At 72.5% G+C, this 15,269-nt stretch carries 10 protein-coding genes; 4 read left to right on the top strand and 6 right to left on the bottom strand.

Annotated features, from left to right (window positions below; genetic code table 11):
• Positions 1 to 6: 6 nt before the first annotated feature.
• Both AC1DXT_RS13825 and AC1DXT_RS13820 read right to left on the bottom strand, forming a co-directional pair.
• Positions 7 to 861, bottom strand: coding sequence for a helix-turn-helix domain-containing protein (locus tag AC1DXT_RS13825; protein ID WP_477061883.1), 855 nt, complete (start codon positions 859 to 861; stop codon positions 7 to 9).
• Positions 862 to 876: 15 nt separating this feature from the next.
• Positions 877 to 1,968 carry a flavin-containing monooxygenase gene (locus AC1DXT_RS13820; RefSeq protein ID WP_477061882.1) on the bottom strand — a complete coding sequence of 364 codons (1,092 nt, stop codon included), beginning with the start codon at positions 1,966 to 1,968 and terminating at the stop codon, positions 877 to 879.
• 71 nt (positions 1,969 to 2,039) lie between these two features.
• On the opposite strand from AC1DXT_RS13820, the gene AC1DXT_RS13815 reads away from it, so the two are divergent.
• Positions 2,040 to 2,708, top strand: coding sequence for a TetR family transcriptional regulator (locus tag AC1DXT_RS13815; RefSeq protein ID WP_477061881.1), 669 nt, complete (start codon positions 2,040 to 2,042; stop codon positions 2,706 to 2,708).
• Here the strand turns inward: AC1DXT_RS13815 and AC1DXT_RS13810 are convergent.
• On the bottom strand, positions 2,698 to 3,993 hold the full coding sequence (locus AC1DXT_RS13810; protein WP_477061880.1) for a nucleotide disphospho-sugar-binding domain-containing protein: 1,296 nt from the start codon (positions 3,991 to 3,993) through the stop codon (positions 2,698 to 2,700). The genes AC1DXT_RS13815 and AC1DXT_RS13810 overlap by 11 nt on opposite strands.
• The gene (locus AC1DXT_RS13805; RefSeq protein ID WP_477061879.1) at positions 3,990 to 6,152 is read right to left on the bottom strand and encodes a glycosyltransferase; all 2,163 of its coding nucleotides are present in this window, start codon (positions 6,150 to 6,152) and stop codon (positions 3,990 to 3,992) included. Before AC1DXT_RS13805 ends, AC1DXT_RS13810 begins: the two co-directional genes overlap by 4 nt.
• Positions 6,153 to 6,322: 170 nt before the next feature.
• Here AC1DXT_RS13805 and AC1DXT_RS13800 point away from each other — a divergent pair, with 170 nt between their 5' ends.
• Together AC1DXT_RS13800 and AC1DXT_RS13795 are read left to right on the top strand one after the other, a co-directional pair.
• Positions 6,323 to 8,821, top strand: coding sequence for a sodium-translocating pyrophosphatase (locus AC1DXT_RS13800; protein WP_477061878.1), 2,499 nt, complete (start codon positions 6,323 to 6,325; stop codon positions 8,819 to 8,821).
• On the top strand, positions 8,818 to 9,867 hold the full coding sequence (locus AC1DXT_RS13795) for a glycosyltransferase family 1 protein (RefSeq protein WP_477061877.1): 1,050 nt from the start codon (positions 8,818 to 8,820) through the stop codon (positions 9,865 to 9,867). The genes AC1DXT_RS13800 and AC1DXT_RS13795 overlap by 4 nt, the downstream gene beginning before the upstream one ends.
• Before the next feature lie 52 nt (positions 9,868 to 9,919).
• On the opposite strand, the gene AC1DXT_RS13790 is transcribed toward AC1DXT_RS13795, so the two are convergent.
• Positions 9,920 to 10,693 (bottom strand): hypothetical protein, encoded by a 774-nt coding sequence (locus tag AC1DXT_RS13790; protein ID WP_477061876.1) that lies wholly within the window; start codon positions 10,691 to 10,693, stop codon positions 9,920 to 9,922.
• 132 nt (positions 10,694 to 10,825) lie between these two features.
• Between AC1DXT_RS13790 and AC1DXT_RS13785 the strand changes: the two genes are divergently transcribed.
• On the top strand, positions 10,826 to 11,788 hold the full coding sequence (locus AC1DXT_RS13785) for a LacI family DNA-binding transcriptional regulator (protein ID WP_477061875.1): 963 nt from the start codon (positions 10,826 to 10,828) through the stop codon (positions 11,786 to 11,788).
• Positions 11,789 to 11,842: 54 nt separating this feature from the next.
• Here the strand turns inward: AC1DXT_RS13785 and AC1DXT_RS13780 are convergent, their stop codons facing one another.
• Positions 11,843 to 15,202, bottom strand: a complete 3,360-nt coding sequence (locus AC1DXT_RS13780; protein ID WP_477061874.1) for a glycosyl hydrolase — start codon at positions 15,200 to 15,202, stop codon at positions 11,843 to 11,845.
• Between the last annotated feature and the right edge of the window lie 67 nt (positions 15,203 to 15,269).

The following is a 15,269-nucleotide window of genomic DNA, read 5'->3' as shown; positions in this document are numbered from 1 at the left end:
GCGACGCTAGACCTCGCGCGTGGCCGTTTCCTGTCCCTGCTGGTCCCACCCAGAGTCCGCCAGCCGCTGCATCGCCGCCGCGCTGGGAGACCCCGGCTCCGCGTTGTAGAGGAAGAGCGACTGACCGTCGGTGTCGACCAGAGGCAGTCGCAGATAGCTCAGGCGCAGCTCGCCGACGAGCGGGTGGCGCAGGACGTGCGTGCCGGTCCCGACGCGGCGGACGTCCTGGCGTTCCCAGAGCTCCCGGAACAGCGCGCTGCTCGCGGAGCCCTCCGCGACGAGCTCGTCCAGTCGGGCGTCCCCGACGCGGGACTGGGTCATCCCCCGCAGCAGGGCGACCGAACGGGCGGCCAGGCCGTCCCAGTCCGCGTGGAACAGTCGCTCGGCCGAGTCCGTGAAGAGCGACAGGACGCTGTTGACACCGACGCGGAAGCTCGGGTTCAGCCGGCGCGCCAGGGCGTTCGAGGCGAGCACGTCGACGTGCCGGCTGTGCACCACCGCGGCGGTGAGCGGCCACGAGTCGATGAGCCAGAGGATCGCCTCGTCGACGACGTCGGCGTGATCGGGGGCGACGGGGAGCTCCGCCGGCCGCGCGAGCGCGCGGAGGTGGTCGGTGGCGACGGCATCGAGCCGCAGGGCGCGCGCCAGGGCGTCCAGCACCTGGCTGGAGGGGTTGGCGTCGCGGCCCTGCTCGAGGCGGAGGTAGTAGTTCGTGCTCACGCCGGCCAGGACGGCGACCTCTTCGCGCCTCAGACCCGGGACCCGGCGCGCGCCCGGGCCCACCACCAGACCGACGTCCTGCGGTTGGAGCCGGTCGCGCCGCGCCCGCAGGTAGTCACCGAGTCGGCTCCCCGCGGTCATACCGCACCGTAGCGGCTACGCAGGCACGGCCGCCGTCTCGCTCGCGACGCGGTCCGCGACCTGGCCGGCGATGTAGGCCGCATCAGCCCCGACGCCGTGGACCATCGAGGAGGCCAGAGAGTGCTGGAACACGAGGCCGAGGAAGTACAGCCCGTGCTCGGCGGTCACGCCCCGCTCGTGCTGCAGCACGCCGTCGGCGCCGAACACCGGCAGGTCGATCCAGCTGTGGTCCGGGTCGAACCCGGTGCACCAGACGATCGTGGAGACATCCAGCGTCCGACCGTCGTCGAGCGCGGGCAGCCCGTCGCGGACGCCCGTGGTCCGCGGCACCCGCTCGACGCCTGCGGCTGCGAGGTCCTTCGACCGGACCCGGATCAGCGGGCCGCTGTGCGCGAGGACGTCGGCACGGGCACGCCGGCCGATCGGGGTGCTCGTGGTCAGCACGTGCCCGAAGGCCCAGAACGCGAGCCGGTTCAGGGGCCGAGCCAGGGGCTGCTCGATCGGCCACGGGATCTGGCCGGGGTGCCGGCCGGACAGGAAGGTGCGGTGCGTCGCCGCCAGCTCGAGGGCGATGTCCGCGCCCGAGTTGCCGGCGCCGACGACCAGGACGGCGCCCGGGCCCGCCTGCTCCGGCACCCGGTAGCTGCCCGCGTCGAGCTGCACGACGTCCGGTCGCACGTCCGCCGCGAACGCCGGGACCCGCGGCACGCGGTCGAAACCGGTGGCGACCACGACGTTCTGGGCGTGCCACGCGCGCTCGTCGGACTCGACGAGGAACCCCTCGCCCGACCGGGTCACGCCGCGCACGCGCACGCCGGTCCGCACCGGCAGCTGCAGGTCGGCGGCGTAGGACTCGAGGTAGTCGGCGAGCTGGTCCTTGGTGGGCAGGGACCACGGGCCGCCCGGGAACGGACGTCCGGGGAGCCCGTCGTAGCGAGCCGGGGTGAACAGCCGGAGCGAGTCCCAGCGGTGACGCCAGGAGTCGCCGACCCGGTCGCCTCCTTCGAGGACCACGTGGGGCAGGCCGCGCGCCGACAGCTCGTGGCTGGCCGCCAGGCCCGCCTGCCCGCCGCCGACGATCACGGTCTGCACGCTCTCGACGTTCATGCCGCTCCCTCTGCCAGCCTGGTACCGTTCGTCCGAAGACGTTTCGGACGAATTACTGGAGGGTATGGCGGATGCCTCGTGACGTCAACGCTCGGCCCTACCGCTCCCCCAAGCGGGCGGAACAGGCCGCTGCCACCCGGTCGGCAGTCGTGCGGTCGGCGCGCGACCTGTTCCTCAGCGAGGGGTACGCGGCCACGACCGTCGGCGCCGTCGCCGCCCGTGCGCAGGTGGCGGTCGACACGGTCTACGCGGCGGTCGGTCGCAAGCCCGAGCTCCTGCGCGAGGTCGTGGAGGCGTCCCTCTCCGGGACCGACCACGCGGTTCCCGCCACGCAGCGGGAGTACGTGCGCCAGGTCCGGGAGGCCCCGACGGCCCGGGCGAAGATCGCGATCTACGCCCACGCCGTCGCACAGATCCAGGATCGGCTCGGGCCGGTCTACCTGGCCCTGCGCGAGGCCGCCGCCACCGATGCGGACTGCCGGGCGCTCTGGGAGACCATCTCCTCGCGGCGCGCCGCGAACATGCGGGACTTCGTCGCGGACCTGCGCGAGACGGGCGAGCTGCGCGCCGACCTCGCCGACGACGAGATGGCGGACCTGGTCTGGAGCATGAACGGCCCGGAGTACTGGGCGCTGCTGGTGCACGAGCGCGGGTGGACGGCCGAGCGCTTCGGGGACCGGCTGGCGGACACGTGGACGCGCACCCTCGTCGCCGGGGGATGCGAGGACGTCACCGCGTGACGGCCCGGTACGCCCGGGTAGGACCCGGCTGCGCCTCGAGCGCGCCCGCCGCCGAACGCAGCACCTGCACGCCCGGCCCCGCCAACGAGAGCAGGCGTTCGAGCGCCGACCGGATCTCCGCCACCGAGGCCGTGTTCGGGTCCAGCGCCTCACCGACGCCAGCGCGCTCGACGGCCGCCGCGCCGGCGAACTGGTCCGTGGAGAACGGCAGGACGAGCAGCGGCGTGGCCGTGGCGACCGCCTCCGTGACCGAGTTGTTGCCGCCGTGCGTCACGGTGGCGGCCGCGGCGCGCAGGAGCCGCACCTGTGGCAGGTACTCGCGCACCAGCCATCCCGCGGGCAGCTCGCCCAGCTGGGCGACCGGCGTGGACCCGCTGGCGATCGCGGCGCGCACTCCCGCACCCCGCAGAGCCGTGGCCACCCGCGCCAGCACGTCCCCGCGGACCGACAAGAAGCTCCCGAAGCTCACGTACACGAACGGCTCGGCCGAGCTCAGCCAGGCGTCGACCTCGGCGTCCGCGGGCTCGGCGCGCAGCGAGCCGCCGAGGTACCGGTGCGGCGGGAGCGCCGCGGCCCGTCCCGGCGCCGCGAGCTCCTCCGGGTAGTGGTAGAGCACCAGCGGCCCGTGCTGGGAGAACGCGTCCGGCACCGCGGGCAGGCCGGGGTCCAGCTGCGCGGCCGCCCCGTTCCACTCGTCGGTGAACCTCGTCGCGACCCGGCGGCACAGCACGTCGAGCTGGTCCAGCTCTGCCGGGTCGGGCCGGAACGCCCGCGGCCAGCCGGACGGGAACCCGTACACCTCGTCGCCCACGGGCAGGGCGGTCGGGTGGCCGAGCACCACGTCGGCGTGCGGGACGTCCGCGGCCCAGAGCGCCAGGCGCGCGCTGTAGGCGAGGTGGTCGACCAGGATCGCGTCGGGACGCACCCGGTCGATCACCTCGAGCGTGGCGCGGGCCTTCTCGACGGGCCGCCACATGAGGTCGACCATGCGTTCGCGCGCCTGGTAGGCCAGCGTCGGGACCATCCCCTGCCGTGTGGCGTCGAAGAAGCCCCGGAGCGAGTCGGCCTCGTCCCGGGGCTGCTCGTCGGCGCGGATCACGCCGGGGTTCGAGCCGCGACCCAGCTGCAGGTGCTCCCGCTCGTACCCGAACTCCTCCACGATCCCGGCGGTGGCCGGTCCGGACGCGACGACGACCCGCTCCCCCGCGTCCCGCCACGCCGCGCCGAGCGCCGCGAGCGGGAGCACGTGGGAGGCGTAGTCGGGGCTGAGGACGAGGAGGGTCACGCCGCACCGACCAGCGAGGACCGCGCGGCGCGCTCCTCGGCCGCGACTCGGGTGTAGACGTCGTCGAGCATGCCCGCCATCCGCTGGATGGTGAAGCTCGCCTCGACCGTTGCGAGGGACCGCGCGGCGCGCCGCCCGTCCGTCTCGGCGAGCGACGCGTCCAGAGCGACACCGACCGTCGACGCCAGGCGGTCGACGTCCCACGTCGCGGTCAGGAAGCCGGTGATGCCCTCCTCGACGTACGTGGCAGGCCCTCCGCCGTCCGGGGCCACGACCAGCAGGCCGGACGCCATCGCCTCGAGGAGTGCGATGCCGAACTCCTCCTTGAGGCTCGCGCACACGTAGATGCCGCGCGGTGCGCTCAGTCCCGGCAGGCCGGTGCGCGCCGCCGCCATCCAGCGCACCACCACGTCGTTGGGCCGGTGGCCCGCCAGCAGCAGCCCGGCACTCGCACGCTCGGCGGCCGGGACGATCGCGTCGATGACGTCGAGCTGGTCGCGCTCGTCGGCCGACGGGTGGTCGAGATCGCCCCCGACGACGAGCAGGTTCGCCCGGTCGCGCAGACCGGCGCCGGCCCAGGCCTGCACGAGCGTCGCCATCCCCTTGACCCGGTGGAGCCGGCCGACGCTGACGACCAGCGGCAGGCCGCGGCGCTGCTCCGGCAGTGCGTCGACGAGCGCACGGAGCTCCGCCAGCGCGCCGATCGCCGGTGCCCCGGACGCGTGACCAGTGGCCTCGGCCCGGGCATCGTCGACGACCTGCAGGTCCACCCCCTCCGGGACCACGGTGTGCCGCTCCGGGTGCGCCGACAGGTCGATCCCCACCAGCTCGCGCATGTCGCGCTCCAGCGCGGGCCGCGGGAACAGCACGGTGTGCGCCGCGTTGGCCGCGAGGCGCTGCACCAGGCGCACCCGGAACCAGAAGTGCTCCGCCTCGTCGACCGCACCGAAGTTCTCGCGGGTGAGGCGGCCGGCCAGGTCGAGCGAGCGGATCACCGCGTGCGGGTCCGGGGCCACCGTGAACACCACCGGGATGTCGAGCTCGCGCGCGACGTCGGCCGCGGCCAGGCTTCCGACGTCGGCCATCCGCAGGTGGATCAGGTCCACCCCGCCCGCGGACCGCAGCAGGCGGCGGATGCCCCGGCGCGCGGAGACGCGCAGCGACCAGGGGGTCGCCGTGGGCGACGCGTCGTGCTGGAGCGGCACGCGCCCGTAGCGGTGCCCGTCGTCCTGCAGGCTGCGCAGGTCCGCCGCAGCCTGGTCCACCGAACCCCGGGACATGGTCAGCACGCGGGTCACGGGCGAGGGCGCGTCGGCCCCGGGCGCCACGAGCGCATCGCCGAGCCTCACCAGGAGCGTCACGATCCCGCCGTTGTCGCCGGCACCGGCAGCGCTGAGCCGCGCGTCGATGTCGGCGTGCAGGAACAGCTGCGCGACCGTGAGCCCGTCGCGCACCGGCCGCCGGACCACGGAGGACCCCGCGGCGATGTCGACGAGGGCGAGGCCGGCGACGCCCGCGAGGGAGTCCCCGCCCGACGCCAACCGGTCGAGCAGCCCCACGACGTCGCGGTCCCCGGGGCGCCGACCCAGCGCGGCCACCGCGGCCGCCCGCACCTGCTCGGCCTCCCGAGCGTCTCCCCCGAGCGCGAGCAGGGGGCGGACCGCGATGACGTGCTGCACGAGGCCGAGGGTCTCCACGACGCGAGCCCGCTCGGCAGGCTCGACCACGCCCAGCAGGGCGGACTCGAGCCCGACGGCAACCGCCTCGGGCGCGCCGGCGGACCACTGCTCGAGGGTGCGCTGCGCGAGCATGCCGCCGAACCCGCCGGACGCGGTCATCCCGATGAGGCGCGCGATCGCGTCGGCGCGCGGCAGGCCCGAGCCGAGCACCCAGGCGGCGTGCTCCCGCAGGAACAGGTGCTCGCTCGAGAGCAGCCGGACGAGCGCGCGGGAGGCCTCGTCATCGGCGATCGTGCCCAGGGCGTGCACCGCGGCGACGGCCACCAGCTGGTCCGGGTCGTCGAGCGCGGCGGACAGCACGCGGACGGTGCGCACGCCGGGGTCCCGGCTGCTCTCGAACGCGAGCTCGTCGGCGAGCCGCATCGCGTCGACGATCCGGTCGGCGGAACGAAGCGCGTCGATCGAGGTCTGGATGCCCACGGTGATCCTCCACTCCCTGGCGCCGGGAGGCGTCCCGACTCCTTCTCGCGGCCGGGGCAGGACGGATGCACCCACCGACCGAGACTTAGGTCACATTCGTCGGCGAAACGCGGCCCTAGCCTGCAAGAAAAGGCCGCTGCTCGTCACGAAACGGGGATCCCGTGCTCACCATGACCGCCCTCTGGACGTCCTTCTCGTCAACGGCGGAACCGCCGGGTGCGGGCGGTGAGGCGAGCCTCGTGCTCCCCGACCTGAGTGCGGTCACCGTGATGGGCGGCGTCTCGGGTCGCCTGCTGCTGGGCCTCGGCCTGGTCGTGTGCGTGCTCGGTCTCGGCTTCGGCATGCTGGCGTTCGTCCAGCTGCGCCGGCTGCCCGTGCACGCGTCGATGCTCGAGATCTCCGAGCTCATCTACTCGACGTGCAAGGCGTACCTGGTCAAGCAGGGCAAGTTCCTGCTCATGCTCTGGGTGTTCATCGCCGCGGTGATCGTCGTGTACTACCGATTCCTCATCGACTTCCCGTGGGGCAAGGTCTCGATCGTCATCGGCTTCAGCCTGCTCGGGATGGCCGGCTCGTACGCCGTCGCCTGGTTCGGCATCCGTGTGAACACGTTCGCCAACTCACGCACCGCGTTCGCCGCCCTGCGCGGCACGCCGCTGCAGGTGCACCGGATCCCGCTGAAGTCGGGCATGTCGATCGGCATGGTCCTCATCAGCCTCGAGCTGCTCATGATGCTGGTGATCCTGCTGTTCCTCCCCCGCGAGATCGCCGGCGCCTGCTTCATCGGGTTCGCGATCGGCGAGTCGCTCGGTGCGGCGGCCCTGCGCATCGCCGGTGGCATCTTCACCAAGATCGCGGACATCGGCGCGGACCTCATGAAGATCGCGTTCAAGATCAAGGAGGACGACGCCCGCAACCCGGGTGTCATCGCCGACTGCACGGGCGACAACGCGGGCGACTCCGTCGGGCCGAGCGCCGACGGGTTCGAGACCTACGGCGTCACCGGCGTCGCCCTGATCACGTTCGTGCTGCTGGGCGTCCACGACCCCGCGGTCCAGGCGACGCTCCTGGTGTGGATGTTCGTCGTGCGCGCCGTGATGATCATCGCGTCGGCGCTCTCCTACCTGGTCAACGACGCCTGGGTGCGTCACCAGTACCGGGACGCGAAGCGGATGAACTTCGAGACCCCGCTCTCCTCCCTCGTCTGGGTGACGTCCGGCATCTGCGTCGCCGCCACCTACCTGACCACCTACCTGGTGCTCGGGCAGGGCAAGACCGCGACGCTGTGGTGGGTCTTCGCGACCATCGTCGCCGTCGGCACTCTCGCCGGCGCCGTGATCCCGGAGCTGGTCAAGGCGTTCACGTCGACCGGCAGCCGCCACGTCCGCGAGATCGTCATGAGCTCGCGCGAGGGCGGCCCGTCGCTGAACATCCTGTCCGGCCTCGTCGCCGGCAACTTCTCCGCCTACTGGCTCGGCACCACGATCGTCGGCCTGATGGGCGGCGCCTTCCTGCTCTCGCAGCTGGGCCTGGACACGCTGATGCTGGCGCCCGCCGTGTTCGCCTTCGGGCTGCTCGCCTTCGGGTTCCTGGGGATGGGGCCGGTCACCATCGCGGTCGACTCCTACGGCCCCGTCACGGACAACGCCCAGAGCGTCTACGAGCTGTCGATGATCGAGGAGATCGACGACATCGAGGCCGAGCTGGTCCGGGACCACGAGTTCGAGCCGCAGTGGGAGACCGCCAAGACCATGCTCGAGGAGAACGACGGCGCCGGGAACACGTTCAAGGCGACCGCGAAGCCGGTGCTCATCGGGACGGCCGTGGTCGGCGCCACGACGATGATCTTCTCGATCATCATGGGCCTCACCGAGGGTCTGACCACGGGCCTGGAGAACCTCTCGCTGCTGCACCCGCCGTTCCTGCTCGGCCTGGTCATGGGTGGTGCCGTGATCTTCTGGTTCACGGGCGCGTCCATCCAGGCGGTGACCACCGGTGCCTACCGGGCCGTCGAGTTCATCCGGACCACGATCCGCCTCGACGGCGCGACGAGGGCGAGCGAGGCCGACTCCCGTCGCGTCGTGGAGATCTGCACGCAGTACGCGCAGCAGGGGATGCTCACGATGTTCCTCGGCGTGTTCTTCTCGACCCTGGCCTTCGCGTTCGTCGAGCCGTACTTCTTCATCGGCTACCTGATCTCGATCGCCGTGTTCGGCCTGTACCAGGCGTTCTTCATGGCCAACGCCGGCGGCGCGTGGGACAACGCGAAGAAGATCGTCGAGATCGACCTGCACGCCAAGGGCACCGCGCTGCACGAGGCCACGATCATCGGTGACACGGTCGGCGACCCGTACAAGGACACGTCGTCGGTGGCGCTCAACCCGGTCATCAAGTTCACGACGCTGTTCGGGCTGCTGGCCGTCGAGCTCTCGGTCAGCCTCACGGCGGACGGCCTGCACACCCTGGTGCTCGGGCTGGCGGCGGTGTTCTTCCTCGCCTCGGCCTTCTTCGTGTACCGCTCGTTCTACGGCATGCGGATCCGGTCGACACTCTCCGACGAGGCCCCGCCCGTCGGCCACGGGGACGGCGGAGACGCGACGTCCGCTGCCGCACCGGAGACCTCCGGCACCGATCGTGCCCTGGTCGACGCGAAGGCGGGCGACCGATGAGGATCGCGGTCCGCAACCCCGACGTCCTCGTCGACACCGACGGGCACGTCGCCGGGCACGACGCCGGCGCCACCCTGGTGCGCCGCCTGCTGCGCATCTTCCCCGGGTCGATCCTGGTCGGACCCGGCCCGCGGCGCGGTGCCGACTTCGACCTGCTGCCGCTCGAGTTCGTCAACCCGGACGACACGATCGTCATCAACATGGCCCCGGCCGACTCGGTCGCGGTGTGGCGCACCCTCGCCGCCTCGGGCGGCGAGCCGCACGTCATGAACTTCGTGTGGTTGGGCACGTCCCGGTTCCACCACCCCGTCGAACGCGCGGCGGTCGCCCTCTCGTGCGCCCTGTTCCCGACGTTCGCCAACTCGGAGCGCACGGCGGGCGAGGTCCGCGAGATGGTCGAGCGGTGGACGATCCCGTCGCTGGCGGAGAAGTCCGAGGTCGCCTGGGTGAACCTCGGCATCCGGCTCGACCACGTGCTCCCCCGGCGCGACCCGGACGTGCCCGTCGTCCTCTACCCCGCGATCTACCTGTCGGACCGCAAGCAGCCGCAGCTGTTCCTGGACATCGTCGAGCGCGTGGCCAAGCGCACGCCCTTGCGCGTGGAGGCGCGGCTGCACGAGTCGCACCTGGCCACGGAGCAGGCGATGCGGCTCTCGCTGCACGACTGGGCGTGGGTCGGCCCGCTGACCGCCACGCGCGAGGGGTACTGGTCGGCGCTGGCCCGCACGACGGCGTTCCTCGCCACGGCGACCGACGAGTCGTACGGGCTCGAGTACATCGAGGCGCTGGTCGCCGGCGCGGTCGGTGTGCTGCCCGACCGTCCCTGGGCGCGGGCGATCCTGCCGGCCGACTACCCGTTCCTGTACCGCACGCCCGCCGAGGCCGAGCAGATGCTGCTGCGGGCGGTCACGGACACCGACGCGTGCCGCAAGGAGGCCGACGCCTCGGCCGGAGGCAGCTTTGCGGAGTGGCTGCGCGCCCGGCACGACGACGACCGGTTCGATGCCGCGATCGTCGAGCAGGTGGGTCGCTGGTTCGGTCAGTGATGTGAGGTGACGTCGACGGGGTGGCCGGGTTCGCCCGGCCACCCCTTCGACGTCAGGCCAGGTCGTCGGCCGTGATCGGGGCGAGCGCCGCGAGGGCGGTCGGCAGGTTCGCGGCCGTGTCCCGGTCGTGGCGGCGCTGGAACGCGGCCACGTCGTTCATGTCCTTCATCGGACGGGTGTTCCCGAGGACGCCCGCGAGGTGCCGAGCACGGTCCTTGTCCCCGGGCAGCGCGGCGACGAGCTTGTTGGTGTCCGGCACGGCCAGGCACCGCAGGGTCTGCTCCGGGTACCGCCCGAACAGCGACCACGTCCACCCCAGGTCCGCGTACCGACCGTCCCGCAGCGCGTGCGACCACACGCGGGCGCGCTCCTGCCACTCCTGCGCACCGAGGCGGGGGCTGTCGACGGCGACATAGGCGTACTCGGCGATGCCGTCGAGCGCGAGCACGGCGTCGCGCAGCTCGTGCCGCTCGGTGTGCACGAAGCCGAGCAGCGCGTCGTCGCGGTCGGGGTGGGCGAGGATCGTGACGGTCACCGCCAGGCCGGCCTGCCCGTGCGGACCGCGGTCGTCGCGGATGGCTGCCACGGTCTCCACGGCAACCTGCCGGGAGAGCGCACCCAGCACGGACGCGGGCGCGGTGGTCTCGACCAGGCCGGGAAGGCCGAGCCGGACGCGGTCGATGTGGTGGGCGACCCGGGCGGCGAGGGCCTCGTGGAACAGGCGGTCGGCGACGTCGAGGAGGACGGGCTTCAGAGCGGCCGGCAGGGCGAGCGGGTCGGCGGCCCGGCCCGTCAGCAGCAGACCACCGGGGACGTGGAGGCTCATACCACCATCGTGCCGGGAGCCCGACGCCGCACCCTGGGACTACCGACCCACACCGACTCCCGCGACTAGGGTTGGCGCAGATCTGCCGAGGGTCGTGAGGGAGGGTCCGTGCCGCGGTTGACGAGTGCCGACGTGGCGCGGGAGAGCGGCGTGTCCCGGACCACGGTCAGCTACGTGCTGAACGGCAAGAACGACGTCGCCATCCCCGAGGCCACGCGTCAGCGCGTCCGGGACGCCGCCGCGCGCCTCGGCTACACCCCCTCGGCGGCGGCCCGGACGTTGCGGTCCGGCCGGAGCGACCTCGTGCTCTGCGTCCTGCCCAACTGGACCATCGGGCCGGTCATCGACACCCTGATGGACCACCTCACCACCGAGCTGGCGGCCAGGGGCCTGTCCGTCCTCGTGCACCACGACCGCGGCCCGCGTCCGCTCGCCGAGCTGTGGCGGGCGGTGACGCCGCGGGCCGTGCTCGGGCTCGCTCCGTTCGCGGAGGAGGACGAGCGCGCGATGCGCCAGGCGGGCATCCAGGTGGTCGGCAGCGCGCTCGACGAGGACGACCACCCGGGCACCTTCTCGGTCCCGCAGACCCGGATCGGGCGGCTGCAGGTCGAGCACCTCGCCGGCCGGGGTCACCGCGTGATGGCCTACGCGGCACCGAGCGACGACCGTCTGGCCGCGTTCGCGGACCGCCGCCTGGCCGGGGTGGTGCAGGAGTGCGAGCAGCTCGGCCTGCCCGGGCCGAGGGTCCAGGTCGTCGACCTCGACGTGGCGTCCGCCGCCGCGGCCGTCCGGAGCTGGCGCGCAGGTCCGGACCCCGTCACGGCGGTCGCCGCCTACAACGACGAGGTCGCACTGGCCGTGCTCGCCGGGCTGCGCGCCGAGGGCTTGCGCACCCCGCAGGACGTGGCCGTCATCGGGGTCGACGACATCCCCGCGGCACGGCTCGCGGCCCCCGCCCTCACGACCGTCTGGCAGGCCATCGACGCGCAGGCGACGTACCTGGCCGCCGCGGTGATCGCGGCGCTCGACGACGCCGTCGACCCACCGGCGCAGCCGAGCGACGTCTTCCACGTCATCGCCCGCGACTCGACCTGACACGTCGACGGCCCGGCGACGCATGAGCGCCACCGGGCCGTCGACGACCGCGCGCTAGCTGAACGTGAACCAGTTGACGTTGACGAAGTCGGCCGGCTGCCCGGAGTCGAACGTCAGGTAGACGGTGTGGGTCCCCGTCGTGCCCTGGATGTTCGCCGGGACCGTCTGCCAGACCTGCCACCCGCCCGTGCTCCCGATGGCGAAGCTGCCGATCGACGGACCCGTGAGGCTGTCCAGCCGCACGTTGACGAGCCCGCTGACACCACCGGCGGCGCCGGACGCGACCCTCGCGCGGAACGTCGACCGCGGCGTGCTGCCGAAGTTGACGTTGTCGAACCTGACATGGTCCCCGTTGCCGATCCAGGCGATGTTCTCGCCCCCGTCGGTGTCCTGCGTCGCCTCCTTGGCGACGCCCGCCATGCCGTTGTACGCCTCGGCCTGGATGCGGGACGTGGCGTCGATGCCGGTCGAGGTGCCGGTCGTCGTGACGGACACCGAGCTGCTCACGGCCGAGCGGTTGCCCGCCGCGTCGTAGGCCCGCACCGTGAACGCGTAGCCGGTCGAGGGCGACAGGCCCGTCGCCGTGTAGCTCCGGTTCGCGGTCGAGGCGATGACGGAGCCGTTGCGGAGCACGTCGTAGCCGGCGACCCCCACGTTGTCGGTGGACGCCGACCACGCCAGCGTCGTCGCCGACGAGGTGGTGCCCGACGCGGTCAGCCCGGTGGGCGTCGACGGTGCGACGGTGTCGGACCCGCCGGACGTGGTGACGCTCACCGTGCTGCTGCTCGCCGACCGGTTGCCGGCGCCGTCGAGCGCCCGGACGGTGAACTGGTAGAGCGTCGAGGCCGCGAGGCCCGTCGCGGTGAAGGTGGTCCCCGTCGCCGTGCCGACGACGGTGCCGTTGCGGAGCACCTCGTAGCCCGAGACCCCGCTGCCGCCCGCGTTGTCGGTCGATGCGGACCACGACAGGTTCGTCGAGGACGACGTCGTGCCGGAGGCGGAGAGTCCTGCCGGGACGGAGGGTGCCGTCGTGTCCGTCGGGACGGACACGTTCGAGCTGGCGACCGACCGGGCCGGCACCGCGAGCGTGACGCCGTTGGAGAAGGTGACGGTGATCGCCGACCCGCCCATGTTCGCCGCCTGGTACGTCCGGACGCCGTTCTTGACGAAGACCGCGTGCAGCGGGGTGTTCGCCGTGACCGACCGGTCGACGGTGCCGAGCCCGGACAGGCTCTTGAGCCAGTAGAACGTGTGCGCCCGGGACTCCCCCTCCTCGACGGCGTAGGAGTCCGCCTGGGACCGGAACTGCGAGAGCGCCGTGGGGGCGTCTGCCAACGCCTGGAACTCCCAGACGATGTCCTTCCAGACCGTCGCCGGTCCCCCGTTGTTGCGTTCGAGCTCGGCGATGTTGCGGCTGACGTACGACGGGTTGTAGCCGAGGTAGAGGTGCCCGGCGGTGCTGGGCAGCAGGTTGATGCCCTGGATCATCTCCGGCTCGGCGCTGAACCACGTCGAGTACGAGCCGCCGTCGCCCCAGACCATGCCGACCGTGGAGTGGCCGAACGCGGCCGGGAACGCCTCGTCGTCGGTGTCGAACCAGTAGTTCTCGATGGCCGACGCCTGCGTGGTGTACAGGTAGATGCCCAGGTCACGCACGGCGGTGTTGCCGGTCGCCTGACCCCACTGGATCAGGCCGCTGGCGAAGTTCATGCCCTCGGACGACGACTCCTGGTTGTTGCCGGCCCCGAACGCGCCGTGCCCGGCGGCCCAGTCGTGGCCTGCGTAGATGTCGAAGTCGCGCAGGAACGGGAAGCGCGTGTCCGTGCGGTCCCAGTTCGCCGCGTCCTTGATGACCGTGTTGACCATGCCGCCGTACGCGGAGGTCGCGGCCCAGGCCGGGTCGAACTGCGCCACGGTGGCGGCGCCCACCACGTAGTAGCCGTAGTGGAAGTGGTGGTCGTTGAGGTCGGTGTCCGAGCCGTAGGAGGCCGGGTAACCGATCAGGGTGCCCCACGACGGGTTGTACCAGAACGAGCGGGTGGTCTCCCCCGGCGACGCGGTCATCCAGTCCGTGAGGCGCGTCCTCATGGAGCTGACGAGGCTGTCGCGGGCCGCTGTGTTGCCGGTGAGGTTGGCCATGTGGGCGACCTGCGAGATCCGTCCGAACGCCTTGCCCGTCCAGTAGGTGTCGTCGCCGAACCCGGCGAACGGGTCACCCGACGCGACCTGCGAGATGTAGCCGTTGAGCTGGTTCGCGTCGGCGGACCCCGCGGCGAACCCGGTGTTCGCCAGCTGCGGGAGCACGCCGTTGAACGTCGAGACCGTCTGGAACTGCGAGCTGCCGATCACGACCCGCATCGGGCCGCGCGGGGAGGTGTACGAGTAGGGGCTGAGCGTCGCGCCCGTGAGGTTGTCGCGCTGGTGCGGGTAGAGCGCGTAGACCGTGCCGGTCCCTGAGCCCTGACGTGCGGTCGTGGTGAACGCGTAGGTCGCGGTCATCCGGGACGTCGACTCGTCGTAGGACCACGACACCTTCGTCCCGGTCACGTGGTTGTGCGCGTAGGGCGCGTAGGCGTTCAGGGCCGCGACACGGTCCGCGGTGCTGTTGCTCGGCTGCGTGGGCAGGACGGCGACCGAGAAGAACGTGCCGCCGTTCAGCGTGGAGCTGATCGTGTTCCCGGAGACGCTCCAGGTGGAGCCGGTCGGCCCGAAGGCCGCGTAGTCGTGGCCGTTGATCGTGTACCCGATCGCACCGTTCCCGGTGGTCCACACCGTCGGGGCCGCGGTGCCGGCGAGCGAGGCGTTGCCGCCGGTCTTGGTGGCGTACACGAACGGCAGGCCGTGACCGAACGTGGTCCGCAGACTGCTGCTGCCGTTGGTCCAGAGCTCGCTGACGGTCCAGTCGGAGTACCCGTCGACCTTGCCGTCGGCGTCGAGGCCGGCGATCCCGAGCCGGAAGTCCTCGGCGTAGTTGTAGTGGTACTCCCCCACGCCCGTGGCGGTGCCGGAGATGCTCGCCGTGGTCGGGTAGCTCACCCCGAGCCCGTTGGTGTACGCGTGGTACGACAGCGGGTGCGCCATGAGGTTCTCGGAGATCGAGGCGCAGTTGAACTTGCGCCACAGCAGCGACGTCCACCAGTCGTTGGTCGGGATCGCGCCGGCCGGGAAGTTCGCGGTGACGTGCGCCCGCGGGTTGGTGACCGGCGTGCCGTTGCACTCGGTGGGCACGGCACCGCCGGTCGGGGTGCCCTCGGCGTAGCTGCCCGAGCCGACAGTCACCGCCTCTGCGCGCGCGACCGGCAGGAGGATCGCCTGCACCAGGTACGCCAGCATGGCGCCGACGGCCACCATGGCCACCAGCCGGCGGCGGTCCAGGGTGCGATGGGAGGGGGTCGGTCGTACGTGAGCAGACATCCTGCGGTCTCCGATCGGGTGCGGCACGCCCGCCGACGAGGGGTCGGCACAGCGGGCCCGGGGGGCG

The organism is Cellulomonas sp. P1_G12_2 (genome assembly GCF_056405535.1).
Note: the sequence above shows the minus strand (reverse complement) of the source record. Positions and strands in the feature narration are given on the sequence as shown.

Excerpts from the sequence above, each read along its gene's own strand:
- AC1DXT_RS13815 (WP_477061881.1), top strand. The coding sequence starts at position 2,040 with ATGCCTCGTGACGTCAACGCTCGGCCCTACCGCTCCCCCAAGCGGGCG.
- AC1DXT_RS13800 (WP_477061878.1), top strand. The coding sequence starts at position 6,323 with ATGACCGCCCTCTGGACGTCCTTCTCGTCAACGGCGGAACCGCCGGGT.
- AC1DXT_RS13820 (WP_477061882.1), bottom strand. The coding sequence starts at position 1,968 with ATGAACGTCGAGAGCGTGCAGACCGTGATCGTCGGCGGCGGGCAGGCG.
- AC1DXT_RS13790 (WP_477061876.1), bottom strand. The coding sequence starts at position 10,693 with ATGAGCCTCCACGTCCCCGGTGGTCTGCTGCTGACGGGCCGGGCCGCC.
- AC1DXT_RS13795 (WP_477061877.1), top strand. The coding sequence starts at position 8,818 with ATGAGGATCGCGGTCCGCAACCCCGACGTCCTCGTCGACACCGACGGG.
- AC1DXT_RS13825 (WP_477061883.1), bottom strand. The coding sequence starts at position 861 with ATGACCGCGGGGAGCCGACTCGGTGACTACCTGCGGGCGCGGCGCGAC.
- AC1DXT_RS13780 (WP_477061874.1), bottom strand. The coding sequence starts at position 15,202 with ATGTCTGCTCACGTACGACCGACCCCCTCCCATCGCACCCTGGACCGC.